At 70.7% G+C, this 17,737-nt stretch carries 16 protein-coding genes and 1 pseudogene; 2 read left to right on the forward strand and 15 right to left on the reverse strand.

Annotated features, from left to right (window positions below):
* The 6 genes from OEY_RS27825 to OEY_RS0100030 all read right to left on the reverse strand — a co-directional run.
* Positions 1–264, reverse strand: a 264-nt coding sequence (locus tag OEY_RS27825) for an aldolase/citrate lyase family protein (protein WP_237713706.1), incomplete at its 3' end; no start/stop codon positions are given.
* A 144-nt stretch (positions 265–408) separates the two neighbouring features.
* The gene (locus tag OEY_RS0100010) at positions 409–1,245 is read right to left on the reverse strand and encodes an HpcH/HpaI aldolase/citrate lyase family protein (RefSeq protein WP_010591909.1); all 837 of its coding nucleotides are present in this window, start codon (positions 1,243–1,245) and stop codon (positions 409–411) included.
* Positions 1,242–1,727: a MaoC family dehydratase gene (locus tag OEY_RS0100015; RefSeq protein WP_010591910.1), complete on the reverse strand. Its 486-nt coding sequence runs from the start codon at positions 1,725–1,727 to the stop codon at positions 1,242–1,244. Before OEY_RS0100015 ends, OEY_RS0100010 begins: the two co-directional genes overlap by 4 nt.
* On the reverse strand, positions 1,724–2,884 hold the full coding sequence (locus OEY_RS0100020) for an acyl-CoA dehydrogenase family protein (protein WP_010591911.1): 1,161 nt from the start codon (positions 2,882–2,884) through the stop codon (positions 1,724–1,726). The genes OEY_RS0100015 and OEY_RS0100020 overlap by 4 nt, the downstream gene beginning before the upstream one ends.
* A gap of 10 nt (positions 2,885–2,894) precedes the next feature.
* Entirely contained in the window at positions 2,895–4,889 is a 1,995-nt protein-coding gene (locus tag OEY_RS0100025; protein WP_029539829.1) for an acetyl/propionyl/methylcrotonyl-CoA carboxylase subunit alpha, read from the reverse strand.
* Between the two features lie 38 nt (positions 4,890–4,927).
* The gene (locus OEY_RS0100030; protein WP_010591913.1) at positions 4,928–6,535 is read right to left on the reverse strand and encodes a carboxyl transferase domain-containing protein; all 1,608 of its coding nucleotides are present in this window, start codon (positions 6,533–6,535) and stop codon (positions 4,928–4,930) included.
* 114 nt (positions 6,536–6,649) lie between these two features.
* Here OEY_RS0100030 and OEY_RS0100035 point away from each other — a divergent pair, with 114 nt between their 5' ends.
* On the forward strand, positions 6,650–7,288 hold the full coding sequence (locus OEY_RS0100035; protein WP_010591914.1) for an SACE_7040 family transcriptional regulator: 639 nt from the start codon (positions 6,650–6,652) through the stop codon (positions 7,286–7,288).
* 73 nt (positions 7,289–7,361) lie between these two features.
* Here OEY_RS0100035 and OEY_RS0100040 read toward each other — a convergent pair whose 3' ends face one another.
* The 6 genes from OEY_RS0100040 to OEY_RS0100065 form a co-directional block, all read right to left on the reverse strand.
* Complete coding sequence (locus OEY_RS0100040; RefSeq protein WP_010591915.1) at positions 7,362–7,628, reverse strand: GlsB/YeaQ/YmgE family stress response membrane protein; 267 nt, start codon at positions 7,626–7,628, stop codon at positions 7,362–7,364.
* A gap of 155 nt (positions 7,629–7,783) precedes the next feature.
* Positions 7,784–8,896 carry an NDMA-dependent alcohol dehydrogenase gene (locus OEY_RS0100045; protein ID WP_010591916.1) on the reverse strand — a complete coding sequence of 371 codons (1,113 nt, stop codon included), beginning with the start codon at positions 8,894–8,896 and terminating at the stop codon, positions 7,784–7,786.
* 41 nt (positions 8,897–8,937) lie between these two features.
* Positions 8,938–10,437, reverse strand: a complete 1,500-nt coding sequence (locus OEY_RS0100050) for an aldehyde dehydrogenase family protein (protein WP_010591917.1) — start codon at positions 10,435–10,437, stop codon at positions 8,938–8,940.
* Between the two features lie 121 nt (positions 10,438–10,558).
* A complete protein-coding gene (locus tag OEY_RS0100055; RefSeq protein ID WP_010591918.1) occupies positions 10,559–12,205 on the reverse strand; it encodes a sigma-54-dependent Fis family transcriptional regulator in 1,647 nt (548 codons plus the stop codon).
* Entirely contained in the window at positions 12,202–13,860 is a 1,659-nt protein-coding gene (locus tag OEY_RS0100060) for an AMP-binding protein (RefSeq protein ID WP_010591919.1), read from the reverse strand. Before OEY_RS0100060 ends, OEY_RS0100055 begins: the two co-directional genes overlap by 4 nt.
* A 166-nt stretch (positions 13,861–14,026) precedes the next feature.
* A complete protein-coding gene (locus OEY_RS0100065) occupies positions 14,027–15,394 on the reverse strand; it encodes an MFS transporter (RefSeq protein ID WP_371851035.1) in 1,368 nt (455 codons plus the stop codon).
* A gap of 215 nt (positions 15,395–15,609) precedes the next feature.
* Between OEY_RS0100065 and OEY_RS29570 the strand changes: the two are divergent.
* A pseudogene (locus tag OEY_RS29570) lies at positions 15,610–16,033 on the forward strand (protein-tyrosine phosphatase family protein).
* A gap of 8 nt (positions 16,034–16,041) precedes the next feature.
* On the opposite strand, the gene OEY_RS0100075 reads toward OEY_RS29570, so the two are convergent.
* From OEY_RS0100075 to eutB, 3 genes are all read right to left on the reverse strand, one after another.
* Complete coding sequence (locus OEY_RS0100075) at positions 16,042–16,590, reverse strand: hypothetical protein (RefSeq protein ID WP_010591922.1); 549 nt, start codon at positions 16,588–16,590, stop codon at positions 16,042–16,044.
* Between the two features lie 121 nt (positions 16,591–16,711).
* The gene (eutC, locus tag OEY_RS0100080) at positions 16,712–17,476 is read right to left on the reverse strand and encodes an ethanolamine ammonia-lyase subunit EutC (RefSeq protein ID WP_010591923.1); all 765 of its coding nucleotides are present in this window, start codon (positions 17,474–17,476) and stop codon (positions 16,712–16,714) included.
* On the reverse strand, positions 17,473–17,737 hold a 265-nt coding region (gene eutB, locus OEY_RS27830), incomplete at its 5' end, for an ethanolamine ammonia-lyase subunit EutB (RefSeq protein WP_010591924.1). The genes eutB and eutC, both read right to left, overlap by 4 nt.

Genomic DNA, 17,737 nt, shown 5'->3' on the forward strand with positions numbered 1-17,737 from the left:
GTTCGTGACCGCCAGCGCCTTCAGATCGGCGTCGTGCTCGTCGGTGCCGGCCGGGTTCACCCGCACCACCGTGCGAGCGGGATCGAGCGCGGGGGCCTGCAGGCACTTGCGGGCATGGCCCTTGTCCCCCGGCGCCACCCCGTCTTCGAGATCGAGGATCACCACATCCGCCGTCGCAGCCGCCTTACCGAACCGCTCCGGCCGATCGGCCGGACAGAACAACCACGCCGGGCCGCCGACGCCGTACATAGAGACCTCCTCCATCGGTGATCTCTTCGATGATGCTGTCCGCAGGGCCCCCTGTCAGGGCATTTGCCCAGGATCCGCGCGCCGGATAGTCGTACGCACGGGAAATTTCAGGTGTGTACGACTGGGCGGCGCGCGGATCTGTCGGCGCCGTGGACGCGGTCAGCGGTCGGCGGCCGCGGCGGACTCCTCGGCGCGGTGCAGGATCTGCTCGGCGTGCCGCAGCACCGGCGCATCGACCATCCGGCCCTCGAACTGGAACACCCCCCGCTCCTCCGGCACCGCCGCCAGCACCCGCCGCGCCCACGCCACATCCTGCTCGCTCGGCGCATACGCCGACCGGATCACCCCCACCTGACCCGGATGGATCGCCACCTTCGCATCGAACCCCACCGCCACCGCATCGAGCGCCTCCGCCCGCAACCCGTCGTGATCCCGGATGTCCAGGAACACCGAATCCAGGGCGAACCGCCCGTACGCCTTCGCCGCCAGCAACGCCTGCGACCGCACGTGCCGCGCCACGTCCCGATACGTCCCGTCGGCCCGACGCGAGGACTGCCCACCCAGCCCCACCACGAGATCCTCCGCCCCCCACATCAACCCCACCGTGCCCGCGGCCAGCGCGATCTCGTCGACCTTCAACGCCCCCAACGGCGACTCGATCAACGCCACCACCTCCCGCGGCGCCAACGACGTCACCTGCTGCGCCGACTCGCACTTCGCCAGCATCACCCGGGTGTACGGGGTCCGGTCGAGGGCGGCGAGGTCGGCGAGATGGTCGGACGTGCCAGCGGGATTGAGTCGCACCACCGTGCGAGCGGGATCGAGCGCGGTGTCCTGCAGGCACTTGCGGGCATAGTCCTTGTCCCCCGGCGCCACCCCGTCCTCGAGATCGAGGATCACCACATCCGCCGTCGCAGCCGCCTTACCGAACCGCTCCGGCCGATCCGCCGGACAGAACAACCACGCGGTGCCGCCCACGGCGGGCACGGACCTCATGCCTGCTCCTCCCCGGCCGGCCGGCACTGGACCAGCGTCTGGCGCACCGCGACCGCGACGACGTCGCCGCGCTGGTTGCGGGCCGTGTGCTCGAGCGTGACGATCCCCTGCCCGGGACGGGACTTGGACGCACGCTTGTCGGTGACCAGCGTCTCGGCGTAGAGGGTGTCGCCGTGGCGGACCGGCGCGGGGAACTTGATCTCCGAGAACCCGAGGTTGGCGACGATCGTGCCCTGCGTCAGCTGCGCCACCGACAACCCGACGAGAGTGGACAGGGTGAACATCGAATTCACCAGGCGCTCACCGAATTCGGTGCCCTCGCTGTAGGCGGCGTCGAGGTGCAGCGCCTGCGTGTTCATCGTCATCGTGGTGAACGCGACGTTGTCGGCCTCGGTGACGGTGCGGCCGGGGCGGTGCTCGTAGACGGTGCCGACCTCGAACTCCTCGAACCACAGTCCGCGCTGGGTGACCCGGGCGCTCACAGGCCGAGCTCCCGCGCCACCAGCATGAGCTGGACCTCGGTCGTGCCCTCGCCGATCTCGAGGATCTTGCTGTCCCGGTAGTGCCGCGCGACGGCGTACTCGTTCATGAAGCCGTAGCCGCCGTGGATCTGCGTCGCATCGCGCGCGTTGTCCATCGCGGCCTCCGACGCGACCAGCTTGGCGATGGCAGCCTGCTTCTTGAACGGCTTGCCGGCCAGCATGAGGGCCGCGGCGTCGTAGTAGGCGGCGCGGGCGGCGTGCGCCCGTGCCTCCATCCGGGCGATCTTGAAGGCGATCGCCTGGTTCCGGCCGATGGGACGGCCGAAGGCCTCGCGCTCCTTCGCGTACTTGACCGACTCGTCGACGCAGCCCTGTGCGGCACCGGTGGACAGGGCGGCGATCGCGATGCGGCCCTCGTCGAGGATGCGCAGGAAGTTCGCGTAGCCACGGCCCCGCTCCCCGAGCAGGTTCTCCGCCGGGACCCGCACATCGGTGAAGCTCAGCGGGTGGGTGTCCGAGGCGTTCCAGCCGACCTTGTTGTAGGCGGGCTCGGCCACGAAGCCCGGGGTGTCGGTGGGCACGACGATCGTGGAGATCTCCTTCTTGCCGTCCCGCTCGCCGGTGACGGCGGTGACGGTGACGATCTCGGTGATGTCGGTGCCGGAGTTGGTGATGAACTGCTTGCTGCCGTTGATGATCCACTGATCACCGTCGAGTTTGGCGGTGGTCTTGGTGCCGCCGGCGTCGCTGCCCGCGCCGGGCTCGGTCAGCCCGAACGCGCCCAGGGCCCGGCCGGCCGCGAGCTGCGGCAGCCACTTGCGCTTCTGCTCCTCGGTGCCGAAGCGGTAGATCGGCATGGCGCCGAGCGAGACGCCGGCCTCGAGGGTGATGGCCACGGACTGGTCGACCTTGCCGAGTTCCTCGAGGGCGAGGCACAGCGCGAAGTAGTCGCCGCCCTGTCCGCCGTACTCCTCGGGGAACGGCAACCCGAACAGGCCGAGATCGGCCATGCCCTTGACGACCTCGTACGGAAAGGTGTGGTTGGCGTCGTGCTCGGCGGCGACGGGCGCGACGACGCTCCGCGCGAAGTCGGCGACGGTGTCCTTCAGGTCCCGGTAGTCGTCGGGAAGCTGTCCGGTGGAGAGGTAGTCGGTCATCTGCTGTGTCCTAGCTTTCGGTGGTGTCGGTGGGAACGACGCGGGCGAGGAGCTGGTCGACCTTGACCTGGTCCCCGGGGGCGACGAGAAGTTCGACGGTGCCGTCGACCGGCGTGGTCAGGGCGTGCTCCATCTTCATCGCCTCGACGACGACGACGGTCGTGCCGGCGGTGACGGCGGCCCCCGCCTCGACGGGCACGGCGATGACGGTGCCGGGCATCGGGCTGGTCAGCTCGGCCTCACCGGCGTGGGCGTCGGCGCCGCGGATGCTCGCCTCGCGCGCCTCACGCACCGGCCAGGTGCCGCCGTCGCCGGCGAGCCACAGCTGCCCGTCGCCCTCGGCGACGCGGAACTCCGAGCGCACCCCGTCGAGCGTGACCGCGAGGCGGTCCCCTTCGAATCGAGCGGTGAGCACGCGCTCCGGGCCGTCCTCGATCCGCGCGGTGGCGGCCCCCGGGGTGCCGTTCAGGTGCACGTGGTCGGTGCGGGTGGGGGTGTGCAGCCGCACGGTGGTCGGCGCGGATCCGCCGACGCGCCAGCCGGTGGGCCGGTCCCACGGATCGACGGGGGCGTGGCTCGACGCGGCGGGCCAGCGTCGCAGCCACCGGTGCGCGGCCGCGGCGACGAGCACCGCATCGGGGGTGTCCGGGGCGGCGTAGTCGCCGAGGCGGCGGTCGAGCAGTCCGGTGTCGAGGTTCCCGGCCTGCACGTCGGGGTCGGCGAGCAGGAAGCGGGCGAAGTCGATGTTGGTGACCACCCCGAGGACCGCGGTGTCGGCCAGGGCCCGGTCGAGACGGCGCAGCGCGGCGGCCCGGTCGGGTCCGTGCGCGATCACCTTCGACAGCATCGGGTCGTAATCACTGCCGACGACCGTGCCCACCTCGAGACCGGAGTCGACGCGTACGCCGGACCCTTCCGGCTCGACGACGTCGACCACGGTGCCGCCGGTGGGCAGGAACCCGCGGGCGGGGTCTTCGGCGTAGACGCGGGCCTCGATCGCATGCCCGGTCAGGGTGATCTCGTCCTGCGCGAAACCGAGCGCCTCACCCGCGGCGACGCGCACCTGCCACTCCACCAGGTCCAGTCCGGTGACCATCTCGGTGACGGGGTGCTCGACCTGGAGGCGGGTGTTCATCTCCATGAAGAAGAACTCGTCCGGCGCGTCCGCGGAGACGATGAACTCGACCGTGCCGGCGCCGGTGTAGTCGACGCTGCGGGCGGTGTTGCACGCCGCTTCGCCGATCCGGGCGCGGGTGGCCTCGTCGAGCAGCGGCGACGGGGCCTCCTCGATCACCTTCTGGTGGCGGCGCTGCAGGCTGCACTCACGCTCGCCGAGATGGACGACGTTCCCGTGGGTGTCGGCGAGGATCTGTACCTCGATGTGCCGCGGGCGCTGCACGAAGCGCTCCAGGAAGAGGGTGTCGTCGCCGAACGCGGAGGCGGCCTCGCGTCGCGCCGAGGCGAGCGCCTCGGCGAGCTGCCCGGATTCGGTGACCAGGCGCATGCCCTTGCCGCCGCCGCCGGCGGACGGCTTGATCAGCACCGGGTATCCGATGTCGCCCGCCGCCGCGATCAGTTCGTCGTCGGTCAGGCCGGGCCGGGAGATGCCCGGCACGACGGGGACGTCGAACGCGGCGACGGCGTTCTTGGCGGTGATCTTGTCGCCCATGACCTCGATGGCCTTGGCGGGCGGGCCGAGGAACACGATCCCGGCGTCGGCGCAGGCCTGGGCGAATCCCGAGTTCTCGGACAGGAAGCCGTAACCGGGGTGGATCGCCTGTGCGCCGGTGCGCCGCGCGGCATCGATCACCTTGGCGATGTCGAGGTAGCTCTCCCGGGCGGCGGCGGGGCCGAGGCGCACCGCGGTGTCGGCCTCCCGCACGTGCCGGGCGCCTGCGTCGGCGTCGCTGTACACGGCGACGGAGCGGATCCCCATCTGCCGCAGCGTGCGGATCACCCGCACCGCGATCTCCCCGCGGTTGGCGACCAGAACGGTATGGAACATCCCGGCTGGGCCGGTGGTATCGAACATGTTCAACTGCCTCACATCCGGAAGACGCCGTAGGAAACCGGCTCGAGGGGCGCGTTCGCACACGCCGACAGGGCCAGGCCGAGAACTTCCCGCGTGTCGGCGGGATCGATGATGCCGTCGTCCCACAGCCGCGCGGTCGAGTAGTAGGGGTTGCCCTGGTGCTCGTACTGTTCGCGGATCGGGGCCTTGAACGCCTCCTCCTGCTCGGCGGTCCAGGGCGTGCCGGACGCGTCGAGCTGGTCCGAACGCACCGTCGCCAGCACGGAGGCGGCCTGCTCGCCGCCCATCACCGAGATGCGCGCGTTGGGCCACATCCACAGGAACCGGGGCGAGTACGCCCGCCCGCACATCGAGTAGTTGCCGGCGCCGTAGGAGCCGCCGACGACGACGGTCAGTTTGGGGACACGCGCGCACGCGACCGCGGTGACCATCTTGGCGCCGTGCTTGGCGATGCCGCCGGCCTCGTAGTCCCGGCCGACCATGAAGCCGGAGATGTTCTGCAGGAACAGCAGCGGGATCGAGCGCTTGTCGCACAGCTCGATGAAGTGGGCGCCCTTCTGGGCGGATTCGCCGAACAGCACGCCGTTGTTGGCGATGATGCCGACCGGGTGGCCGTGGATGCGGGCGAACCCGGTGACCAGGGTCTTGCCGTACTCGGCCTTGAATTCGGAGAAGCTCGAACCGGGTCCGGTCGGGTCGCCGTCGACGAGGCGCTCGATGACCTCGTGCACGTCGTAGGGGGTGCGCGGGTCGGTGGGCACCACGTCGTAGAGCTCGGCCGGATCCGCGGCGGGCGCGAAGGTCGGCGCGACGTCCCACGGCCGGGGGGTGCGGGGCCCGAACGTGGCGACGATGGCGCGCACCTTGTTCAGGGCGTCGCGGTCGTCCTCGGCGAGGTGGTCGGTGACGCCGGAGACCTTCGAGTGCAGGTCGCCGCCGCCGAGTTCCTCCGCGGTGACGACCTCGCCGGTGGCGGCCTTCACCAGCGGCGGACCGCCGAGGAAGATGGTGCCCTGGTTGCGGACGATGACGGCCTCGTCGCTCATCGCGGGCACGTAGGCGCCGCCCGCGGTGCACGAGCCGAGGACCGCGGCGATCTGCGGGATGCCCTTGGCGCTCATGGTGGCCTGGTTGTAGAAGATGCGGCCGAAGTGCTCGCGGTCGGGGAACACCTCGTCCTGCCGCGGCAGGAACGCCCCGCCGGAGTCGACCAGGTACAGGCACGGCAGCTGGTTCTGCAGCGCGATCTCCTGGGCCCGCAGATGCTTCTTCACCGTCACCGGGTAGTAGGTGCCGCCCTTGACGGTGGCGTCGTTGGCGACGATGACGCATTCGCGGCCGGACACCCGTCCGATGCCGGCGATCATCCCGGCACCGGGGCACTCGTCGTCGTACATGCCGTTCGCGGCCAGCGGCGCGATCTCGAGGAATGCGCTGCCGGGATCGAGCAGGGCGTCGACGCGCTCGCGGGGCAGCAGCTTCCCGCGGGCGACGTGCCGTTCCCGGGCCTTCTCGCTGCCGCCGAGAGCGGCGGTCGCGAGCTTGTCGCGCAGCTCGGTGACCAGCTGGACGTGCTGCTCGCGGTAGGTCCGCGCAGCGGTTGTCAGGGGGGTTGTCACAGTACAGTCCTCGCCTTGGGGTGGGCGCCTGAGTTAATACTCGATAACTGAAAATGAGGTTAGCTGTGATTAACTGAGTTGTCCAGACCCCGTCAGGAAGGAACGGTGCGGCCGATGACCGAGCTGAAGCCGGACACCGACGAACAGCTGCTCACCGCACGCGGCCGGGCCAAGGCCGACCGGCGACGGCAGCTGCTCCAGGCCGCCGCGCGCCTCGTCGCCGAGCGCGGGTTCAACGGCGTACGACTCGAGGACCTCGGGGCAGCGGTGGGCATCAGCGGCCCCGCCGTCTACCGGCACTTCCCCAACAAGGACGCGCTGCTCGTCGAGCTGCTGGTCGACATCAGCCGTCGCCTGCTGGCCGGCGGCACCGACGTGGTCGACCACACCGACGATCCCCGGCGCACACTCGACCGCCTGGTGGACTTCCACCTCGACTTCGCGCTCGGGGAACCGGACCTGATCCGGGTGCAGGACCGGGAGCTGCAATCCCTCCCGGCGGACGCCCGCCGGGAGGTGCGCCAGACCCAGCGGCGCTACGTCGAACTGTGGGTGGGCGCCCTGCGCCGCCTCGACCCCACCCTGGGAGAGTCCGACGCACGGACCATGGCGCATGCCGCCTTCGGGCTCATCAACTCGACCCCGCACAGCGCCGACCGGTCCTCCCCCGCCGCGACCCGGGCGGTGTTGCGCCACATGACCCTGGCCGCGCTGGGCGCCGAGCGGGCCGGGGACCCCGAATCCGACGCCTGAACAGGCACGGAGCCCCGCCCGGATCACCGGACGGGGCTCCCATCGTGCTGCCGTTACCGGCACTGCACTGCTGCTACCGGACCTTGTCCCTCGTCATCGAGGTGTAGGCCAGGGTCAGCACCGCGGCGACGGCGATACTGATGATCCAGCGCCACCAGTCGATGCCGGGCGTATCACCCTGATCGCTGATCATGCCCCAGATCCAGTAGCCGATCAGGGCGCCGACGATGCCGATGACTATGGTGATGAGCCACCCCATCGCCTGCTTCCCCGGAATCACCAGCCGTGCGAGCACACCGATGACCGCACCGAAGATGATCGTGCCGATGATCTCTCCCATCACGGGCTCCTCTCTCGGAACATCGAACCGTGGGGACGGTATGCCACAGAGTGCGCGGAATATGCGCGCTTCGGGAGAATTCCGGTAAATCTTCTGCAAAATGTTGCGCGGGCCCGCAGATGCGCCCCGGCCGGCCGCCGGGGCGCATCCCGCGATCAGGCGTCGTGGAGGATGACCCCACGGATGTTCTTGCCGTCGCGCAGGTCCTGGTAGCCCTGGTTGACCTCCTCGAGGCTGTAGCGATGGGTGACCAGCTCGTCGAGCTTCAGCTGCCCGGCATCGTAGAGCCGCAGCAGCCGCACGATGTCGTACTGCGGGTTGGCCGAACCGAACAGCGAGCCCTTGATGGTCTTCTGGAACAGGGTCAGTTCCGTTCCGGACACGTGCACCGTGAGCTTCTCCGGGTTGGCCAGGCCGGTGATGACGACGGTGCCGCCCTTGCCCACGATCGAGGTGGCCGCCGAGACGACCTCCTCGTCGACGGTGCCGACGAGGATCAGGGCAGCGTCGGCGCCCTGGCCCCAGCTCAGCTCGTTGACCTTCTCGGCCGCCTCGGCGGCAGTGGCGAAGGCGTGCGTGGCACCGAACTTCAGGGCGGTGTCGCGCTTGAACTCCACCGGGTCGACGACCACGACGTACTTGGCGCCCGCGTGCACGGCACCCTGGACGGCGTTGATGCCGAGACCGCCGATGCCGTAGATCACGACGATGTCGCCGGCGCGGACGTCCCCGGCGTACACCGCGGTGCCCCAGCCGGACGGCACACCGCAGCCGACGAGCACGGCGGTCTCGAGCGGGAGCCAGTCGTCGACCTTGACCACCGAGTGCTGCGAGATGGTGGCGCGCTCGGCGAACGTGCCGAGCATGCACATCGCGCCGAAGTCCTTACCGTCGCCGTGGAACCGGAACGACCCGTCCGGCATGCAGCCCTCGAGAATGGTCGCGCCCATGTCGCACAGGTTCTGCCGGCCCGTCGAGCAGTACCGGCAGGTGCCGCAGTTCGGGATGAAGCTGCACACGACGTGGTCGCCCGGCTTGACCTTGGTGACGCCGGGACCGACCTCCTCGATGATGCCCGATCCCTCGTGGCCGCCGACGATCGGGTAGCGCGGGGGCAGGTCCCCGTCGGTCAGGTGCAGGTCCGAGTGGCACAGACCCGCGGCGGTGTACTTGATCAGCACCTCGCCGGGGCCGGGACCGTCCAGATCGAGTTCCATGATCTCGAACGGCTTTCCGGCCTCGAGCAGAACTGCGGCTTTGGTCTTCATTGTGGTTCTCCTTCGCAGGTTCGAGAGGGTGGGCAGGACCGTCAGAGCGCGATGTTGACGGCCTTGGTCTGAGTGAAGGCATCGATGCCGGACGCGCCGAGCTCGCGTCCCCAGCCGGATTGCTTGTAGCCGCCGAACGGCATCGCGGTGTCGAAGCCGTTGTACTGGTTGACCCACACCGAACCGGCCTTCAACCGCCGGGCGACTCGGTGTGCCCGCGAGATGTCACGGGTCCAGATGCCGGCGGCGAGACCGTAGATGGAGTCGTTGGCCGCACCGACGATGCCTTCGTCCGCGTCGAACGGCATGGCGGCGACCACCGGCCCGAAGATCTCCTCCCGGACGACGCTGAACTCGGGCTTGACGTCGACCAGGACGGTGGGCTCGACGAAGTAGCCGATATCCCCCCAGCGCTTGCCCCCGGTCAGGGCGCGGGCGCCGTCGGCGAGGCCCTCGCGCAGGTAGCCGGTGACCCGATCCAGCTGCTCCTGGGAGACCAGCGGGCCGAGCTGGGTGGCCGGGTCGAGACCGGGTCCGATCTTCACCTTGCTCGCCGCCTCGGCGACGGCCTCGGTGAACCTCTCGAAGATGGGACGCTCGACGAACAACCGGGTGCCGGCCACGCAGCACTGGCCGTGGTTGAACAGCCACGCATCGAGAGAACCCTGCACGGCCGCATCGAAGTCGGCGTCGGCGAAGACGATGTTCGGGCTCTTGCCGCCGAGTTCGAGCGAGACCTTCTTCAGGTTTCCCTTGGCGGCGTCGACGACCTTCTTGCCCACCTCGGTGGACCCGGTGAAGGCGATCTTGTCGACGTCGTCGTGCGCGGCGAGGGCGGCGCCGGCGTCGCCGAAGCCGGGCACGATGTTCACCACCCCGGGCGGGAACCCGGCCTCTTCGAAGATCTCGGCGAGCAGCAGCGCGGTGAGCGGCGTCTGCTCCGCGGGCTTGAGAATGACGGTATTGCCGGCGGCGAGGGCGGGCGCGAGCTTGAACGCGGCCATCAGCAGCGGGAAGTTCCAGGGCACGATGAGCCCGCACACGCCCACCGGTTCGCGCAGCGTGTAGGCGTGGAACTCGCCGCCGGGCACGAACGGCATCGTGACGTTCACCGTGCTGCCCTCGATCTTGGTGGCCCACCCGGCGTAATAGCGGAAGATGTCCGCCGACCACGCCGTGTCCACGGCCGCGGCGATCACGGCGGACTTGCCGTTGTCGAGCGCCTCGAGCTGGCCGAACTCCTCGGCGCGCTCGGTGAGCAGATCACCGACCCGCCAGATCATGCGCTCCCGCTCGGCGGCCTTCATCGTCGGCCACGGGCCCTCGTCGAATGCCTTGCGGGCGGCCCGCACGGCCCGGTCGACGTCCTCGGCGCCGCCGTGGGCGACGTCGGTGAGCTTGTCCCCGGTCGCGGGATCGTAGGTCGCGAAGACGCGGCCCGAGGCGGCGTCGAGCCATTCGCCGCCGATGTAGAGCTGTCTGGTCCCGGAGAGGAACTCTCGGATCCGCGGAGCGACGATGTGCTCGGCAACAGCTGTCATGCCCAACCTCCTGAAGTAGTGTGACACGGGTCATACTGCTTCGGGCAGGGCCGTGGGAACTGTTCAAGGATTGGACAGTGCGCACATGCGCATACGAGCGACGAGACCCGCGCGGGTACGGTCAGCCCGCGATGCCGAGCGCGCGGATCCGGCTGTAGAGCGTGGTGCGGCTGATACCGAGCTGCGCCGCGGCGTGCACCTTGTTGCCGCCGCTCTCACGCAGCGCCTCGATGATGGCCTCCCGCTCGGCGCGCTCGCGCCCTCCCAGGCGGGAGACCCGGCTCGTCGCCCGGTAGTCGACCGGCAGATCCTCCCGTCGCACCGGCAGCGGGGACTCCCGCACCGGGACGGCGGCGAGCACCGCCCGCAGTTCGGCGAGGTTGCCGGGCCACGAACGTTCCGACAAGGCCGTCAGGGCACTCGGGCCCAGGCGCAGATCCGGTCGGCCGAGTTCCTGCGCGAGCGCGGCGGCCAGGTCACCGAGTTCCCGGATCCGTTGCCGCAGGGCCGGGACCCGGACCTGACCGGGGCAGCGTGCCAACAGCTCCCGCACCGGCGGCCGGATGCCGTCGACGGGGTCGGCCGTGAGCACGAGCCGCGGTGCGGCCGGGTCGGAGAGCATCGACGAGAGCAGCGCCGGCACCGGGTCCGGCGCCAGGTGCACGTGTTCGACGACCACGAAGCCGCGGTCCGTCGCGGCGGCCGCGACCGTGAGCAACCGGGCCGACCATTCGCGTTCACCCTCACCGACGATCCGGGCGGCATCCAGGAACGTGCCCGCCTCACGGACGAGTTCCCTTGCCGCCCAGGTTCGCCCACTGCCGGGCTCGCCGACGATCGCCACGCCACCGGCACCGTCGCGCAGCCGCCCGAGCCGCCGCCGTAGCCGCGTCGTCGCATCCTGCGCGACGTCGCTCCGGGGCACGGGTTCGCGTGCCCCGGAGGCGTCGAGCAGGAACAACGCGCCGCTGCCGATGCCCGGGATGCGGTCGATCCGCAACCGGGTGCTGCCGCCGGCGGACAGCGCGAAGTCCATGGTGCGGGACTCCCCCGCTGGCAGATCGACCGCGATCGCGCGCAGGGCAGCGTGATCGGCGGGCAGGAGCAGTTCGACGGCGGCCTTGTTGGTGAGCATGATGTCCTCGCCCATGGCCGCGACCGCGACGCCGCGCTGCTGCGCGGCCCGCTGGAACGCGTCGACGACCCGCCGGTCGGACTCGCGGGCGCCCTCGAGCAGCCGTGCCTCGATGTCGCGGGCCGCCCGGGCGAGGAACGGCGCGAACAGCGGATTGGCGGTCTTGCCGGCGGCGGTGATGTCGAGGATGCCTTCGATGCGACGGGTGACCGGATGCACGAGGGGATGCCCGTAGCAGCTGAAGTCCTTGAGGGACTCGAGGTAGTGCTCTTCGCCGTGCACCACGAGGCTCTGCCGCACCTCGAACGGGGTGCCGAGGGCATTGGTGCCGTAGGTGTCCTCGCTCAGGGCGGCGCCGGGGACCACGCCGATCTCCTCCATGGCCCGTTGCATGGGTGCCGAGTCGAACAACCGGGCCACGATCCGGCAGTCGCGGTCCACGAGGAGGATGCAGCAGCCCGTGCCGGCGAGCTGGGTGCGCAGCTCGTCGAGCACCGGCCGGGCGGCGTCGAGCAGCCGCCCGGCCGCGTCCGAGGGGCCCAGCAGGGTCGGTTCGGGAAGCCGTCCCGGGTCTATCCCGCTCAGCTGTGAGCGCTTCCAGGACAGAGCGATCTCCGGCCGCAGACCGTTCACCCCTGTCCGGCCTCCCCGAGCAGGGCCGTCGAGATCTCACGCATCTCGACCTTGCGGATCTTGCCGGTGACCGTCATCGGGAACTCGTCGACGACGTGCACGTAGCGGGGGATCTTGTAGTGTGCGAGCTTGCCCGTGCAGTACTCGCGCAGCGACTGCGCGTCGAGCGGCGCCGCCCCCTCCCGCATCCGGATCCACACCATGAGCTCCTCCCCGTACTTCTGGTCGGGCACCCCGACCACCTGGGCGTCGAGGATGTCCGGGTGGGTGTAGAGGAACTCCTCGATCTCCCGCGGGTAGATGTTCTCGCCACCCCGGATGACCATGTCCTTGATGCGGCCGGTGACCGAGACGTACCCGTCGGCGTCCATGACGCCGATGTCGCCGGTGTGCATCCACCGGGCGGCGTCGATGGCGTCGGCGGTCTTGTCGGGCTGGTTCCAGTAGCCGAGCATCACCGAGTAGCCGCGGGTGCACAGTTCGCCCGGCTCGCCGCGCGGGACGGTCAGGCCCGTGGCCGGATCGACGATCTTGACCTCGAGGTGCGGGCCGACGCGGCCGACGGTGGACACCCGCTGGTCGATGGTGTCGTCGCTGCGGGTCTGCAGCGACACCGGGGAGGTCTCGGTCATGCCGTAGCAGATGGAGACCTCGGCCATGCCCATCCGTTCGATGACCTGCTTCATCACCTCGACCGGGCACGGCGAGCCCGCCATGATGCCGGTGCGCAGGCTCGACAGGTCGAAGCCGTCGAAGCCGGGGTCGGCGAGTTCGGCGATGAACATCGTCGGCACACCGTAGAGGGAGGTGCAGCGCTCCTCGGCGACGGCGGCCAGCGTCTGGGCCGGGTCGAAGGCCGGTCCCGGGATCACCATCGTCGCACCGTGGCTGGTGCAGGCCAGATTGCCCATCACCATGCCGAAGCAGTGGTAGAAGGGCACCGGGATGCACACCTTGTCCTGCTCGGTGTAGTGGCACAGCTCGCCCACGAAGAACCCGTTGTTGAGGATGTTGTGGTGGCTGAGGGTGGCGCCCTTGGGGAATCCGGTCGTGCCGGACGTGTACTGGATGTTGATCGGATCGTCGGCCGACAGGTCGCGCTGCGCGGCGTCGAGCCGGGTGCGGTCGTCGGCGAGTGCGGCGCGGCCGGACTCGCCGAGCTCGTCCCAGTCGGGAGAGCCGAGCAGCACCACCTGTTCGAGATCCGGGCAGTTGCCCCGCACCTCGTCGATCATCGCCGCGTAGTCGGACGTCTTGAACCTCGGGGCCGCGACCAGCATGCGGATTCCGGCCTGGGTGAGCACGTACTGCAGTTCGTGCGAGCGGTAGGCCGGGTTGATGTTGACCAGGATCGCGCCGATCTTCGCGGTGGCGTACTGGACGAACACCCACTCGGCGCAGTTGGGCGCCCAGATGCCCACCCGGTCGCCCTTGCCGATGCCGGCCCGCAGCAGCCCGAACGCGAGAGCGTCGACCTCGCCGGCGAGCTCGGTGTAGGTCCAGCGCCGGCCGGCGGCGCGGTCGACGAGCGCGTCCCGGGCGCCGTGCCGGGCGACGGTGCGGTCGAAGTTGTCGCCGATCGTGTCCCCGAGCAGCGGGGTGTTCCACGCCCCCGAGGTGTAGCTGGGCAGTTCGGGTGTGGTGAAACCGGTCATTGGTGCTCCTGCAGTGTGCGCGGCCCGGGACGAGCGACGGGGTCTCGAGGACTCGTCCACCATGCTCGCCGATCCGGGGCCGCAGGTGTTCGGATTCTGGACAGTTGAGGGGGTGGTGACAGCACGAGGCGCCCTCCCCGGGGTGTCGGGGAGGGCGCCGGCGGGATCAGAGCGCTCGGTCCCGGGTCTCGACGAGGGCCTTCGTGCACACGAAGCTCAGGACGCCGAGCACGGAGAGCATGACGCCGATGGCGATGCCGCCGTAGGACGCGGCCAGGGGCGCGGCCAGCATGGGCGGGATCGCACCGCCGAGGACGCCGGCGAGGTTGTAGCCGAGTCCGGCGCCGGTGTACCGGTACCGGGTGTGGAACATCTCCGGCAGCAGTGCGCCGCACGGGCCGTAGGCGATGCCGAAGATGGCCAGGGTGACCATCATGCCGACGACGAACGCGACCGGCGATCCGGTGTCGAGCAGCGGGAACAGCGCCAGCGCCCACACGACGGAGAAGCCGCACGAGATCATGATGACGCGACGGCGTCCGACCCGGTCGGAGTAGAGCGCGGAGAGCACGATCGCGGCGCCGAACACGAGCGACGAGACGATGCCGACGGTCAGGACGAACGGCCGGGAGAAGCCGAGGGTCTTGGTCGCGTAGCTGGTCAGGTACGCGGTGCCCATGTAGAAGAAGGCGAACATGATCGCCAGGGCGCCGGCCGAGAGGAGGATCTCCTTGGTCTGGTAGCGCAGGGCGTCGAGGAACGGCAGGGTGCGCTTCTCGGCCGGGGCGGCGGCGCGGGCTTCGCTCTCGGCCCGGAACACCGGGGTCTCCTGGATGGCGAGGCGCATGTACAGACCGACGGCCACGAGAACGATGCTGAGCAGGAACGGGATTCGCCAACCGTAGTCGAGGAAGGCCTCGTTGGTGTCGCCGAGGGCCAGGCCGGTGAACAGGAAGGTGCCGCTCGACAGGGCGAAGGCGATGGCCGGGCCCAGCTGGGGGAACATCGCATACAGGCCGCGTTTGCCCGGTGGCGCGTACTCGGCGGTGAGCAGCGTCGCGCCGGCCCATTCACCGCCGACGGCGAAGCCCTGGGCGAAGCGCAGCAGCACGAGGATGATCGGGGCGGCGACGCCGATCGTCTCGGCGCCCGGAAGCAACCCGATGAGCAGGGTCGAGATGCCCATCAGCAGCAGGGTGGAGACGAGGGTCTTCTTGCGGCCGATGCGGTCGCCGAAGTGCCCGAACAGCATGGCGCCGACCGGGCGCGCGATGAAGGCGACGGCGAAGGTCGCGAACGAGGCGACCGTGCCGGCGGTGGCGCCGAGCGCCGGGAAGAACACCGTCGGGAAGACCAGGGCTGCGGCGGTTCCGTAGATGAAGAAGTCGTAGAACTCGATGGTGGTGCCGATGCAGCTGGCGATGGCGACGCGTCGGATGCCGGGGCCGCCCGGGGCAGGAGCGGTCGGCGCGGCGGGCTTGTGCCCCGCCGGTACCACGGGGGGTTCGGCCCCCGGTGTCGACACTGTGGTCACGTCTGTCCTCCGTATTTCCGTCCGAGCCGCGGCGGACCTGCGCCGCGGGATGGAAGGAAAGGTAGTGATCCGCCTCACTCCCCCACTACCCCCGAAAGGGGGGTGGCTGTGAGCCGTATCACGTAGTTCGGCGAACGAATGACCGGAGCGCGTCGGGCATCCCGGCGCGGCCACCGGGGCGGACCGGCCGCGCCCGCGCCGCCTACGCTCCGTCCATGACGACGACCTGGGAACCGGGCACCCGGGGGTTCTGGCCCTCCCGTCGGGCCGGACCGTCCGGGGCCGGGGCGTCCGCCGGCGCCGACCGGCCCGCACCCCACACTCGGGATCTACCGCTCGGGCCGGAAACCGCCGACGGTCCCGTGGCAGGCCCGATGGATCCGCTGGCCCGACTTCCGGCTCCCAGCCGATCCCCGGGCCGCGCGCCGGATACTGCACGAGGCATGGGAGCGGTGTGTGGCCGAACGCGTCGAAGTCGCCTGCGGCGGGGGACACGGCCGCACGGGCACCGCGCCGGCCTGCCTGGCGATCCTCGACGGCGTGCCGCCCGCCGACGCGGTTGCCTATGTGCGCGAGCACTATTCGCGCCGAGCGGTGGACACGCCCGGGCAACGGCGCTTCGTCGCCGCGTTCCGGTGACCGGCGCGTCAGCGACCGGCGGCGCCGGCGAGTTCGGCGCGCATCTCGCGCCACACGGTCGCGTACGAGTCGATGTTCGGTGCCGTGGCCCATGCCAGCGCGCCGGACTTGATCTTCCCGAGCGCCTCGGCGAACAGGTCCTGGTACCGCGACAGGCGCGGAACGAAGGCCGACACGTCGTCGAAGAGATTCTGCGCCTTGCGATCCAGCTCGATCAGTTCGTCGAGGAAGTTGGCGGATTCCGGGTCGGCGAGCAGCGCGGTGAGCTCGTCGTCGAGCGGCCCGAACTGTTCGAACAGCTCCGCGAGGGAATCCTCGTCGATCGAGACGCGCTCCGCGTCGAGCTGATCGGTCAGCTCCGCAGCACCCGCGTCGGTCAGGGAGATGCCGTCGCCGCTCTCCTTCGCCTTGCCCTGGGCGACGAGTGCGTCGAACGCCGCCCGGCCGGACGCGACGGACACCCCGAGATGCGCCGCGATCACCTCCGCGGTGACGGTCTGCTTCAGCCGCACCGTCTGCAGCAGAGCCAGCTCGTCGACATTGCCAGCGAAAGCCATCGTGTCCTCTCCTCGTCGCCCGGTCGCGGGCCGTACGTGTCACCCGGTCGGGCGGAGTACATGATTTGGCGGATGCGGCGGCAATGTCAACCGGCCACGCGGATGCGTCACGTTCTCGCCGCTACAACTCCCCCACCGTCGCGGAATCGAGCCGGTCGCCCCGCGTGGTGTCCTTCAGGTCCACCCCGGACCGCCCGAGCCGGCGCGCCCCGTCGACCAGCCCCGCGACGACGCACGCGGCCGCCGCATACCCCAGCCCTTCGGGTGGGTGGATGTTGGACACGCAGTTCCGTTCGGCGTCGGCACGACCGGGCCGCGGCTCGTGGGTCAGGTACACCCCGAGGCTGTCGGCGACCGACAGCCCGGGCCGCTCCCCGATCAGGACCAGCAGGGTGCGCACCCCCAGGGCGGCGCCGATGTGGTCGCCGAGCGCGACCCGCGCCGACGTCGCGATCACCGGCGTCGCCACGGACAGGTGCCGCGGCAGGGCCGCCACGATCGCCTCGAGCAGGGCGACGCCGTGCTCGGTCAGGGCCCGCGGCGAGAGCCCGTCGGCGAGGACCACCCCGACGTCGGCGCCGACGGCCGGGACCGCGGACAGGTCCGCGGGCACGCGGCCGAGATCCGGGCGGCGCAGGTACTCGCCCCGATCGCGCACGCGGCTCTCGACGACGACGGGCGCGCCGAGTCCGAGACGTTCGACGTCGGCGGCCAGGGCCGGCACGTCGAGGGGCTGGTGCACCGCATCGCGGGCCGCGGCGTGCGCGGCCCGGAACTCGAGCACCCGCGCGGTCGGGAGGCCGTCGCCGGCGCGGCCGAGCCCGATGCGGGCCTGCGTCGACGACCGCAGCGGCGCCCAGAAGTCACGGTCGACGGACTCGCTCATGCCGCACCTCCCGCGAGGGCGCGCAGCGGGGAGGCGGCCGCGTCCACCGGCAGGATGTGCCCGGCTCCGTCGACCATGCCGAGGCCGGCGAGCCACCGCTCGAACTCGGGAGCGGGACGCAGGCCGAGCGCGCGCCGCACGTACAGCGCGTCGTGGAACGACAGGCTCTGGTAGCCGAGCATGACGTCGTCGGCCCCGGGCACGGCGATGACGAACGCGGCGCCGGCAACCCCGAGCAGCGTCAGGAGGGGGTCCATGTCG

Source organism: Rhodococcus sp. P14, from assembly GCF_000256505.1.
Classification (GTDB): Bacteria; Actinomycetota; Actinomycetes; order Mycobacteriales; family Mycobacteriaceae; genus Rhodococcus; species Rhodococcus ruber.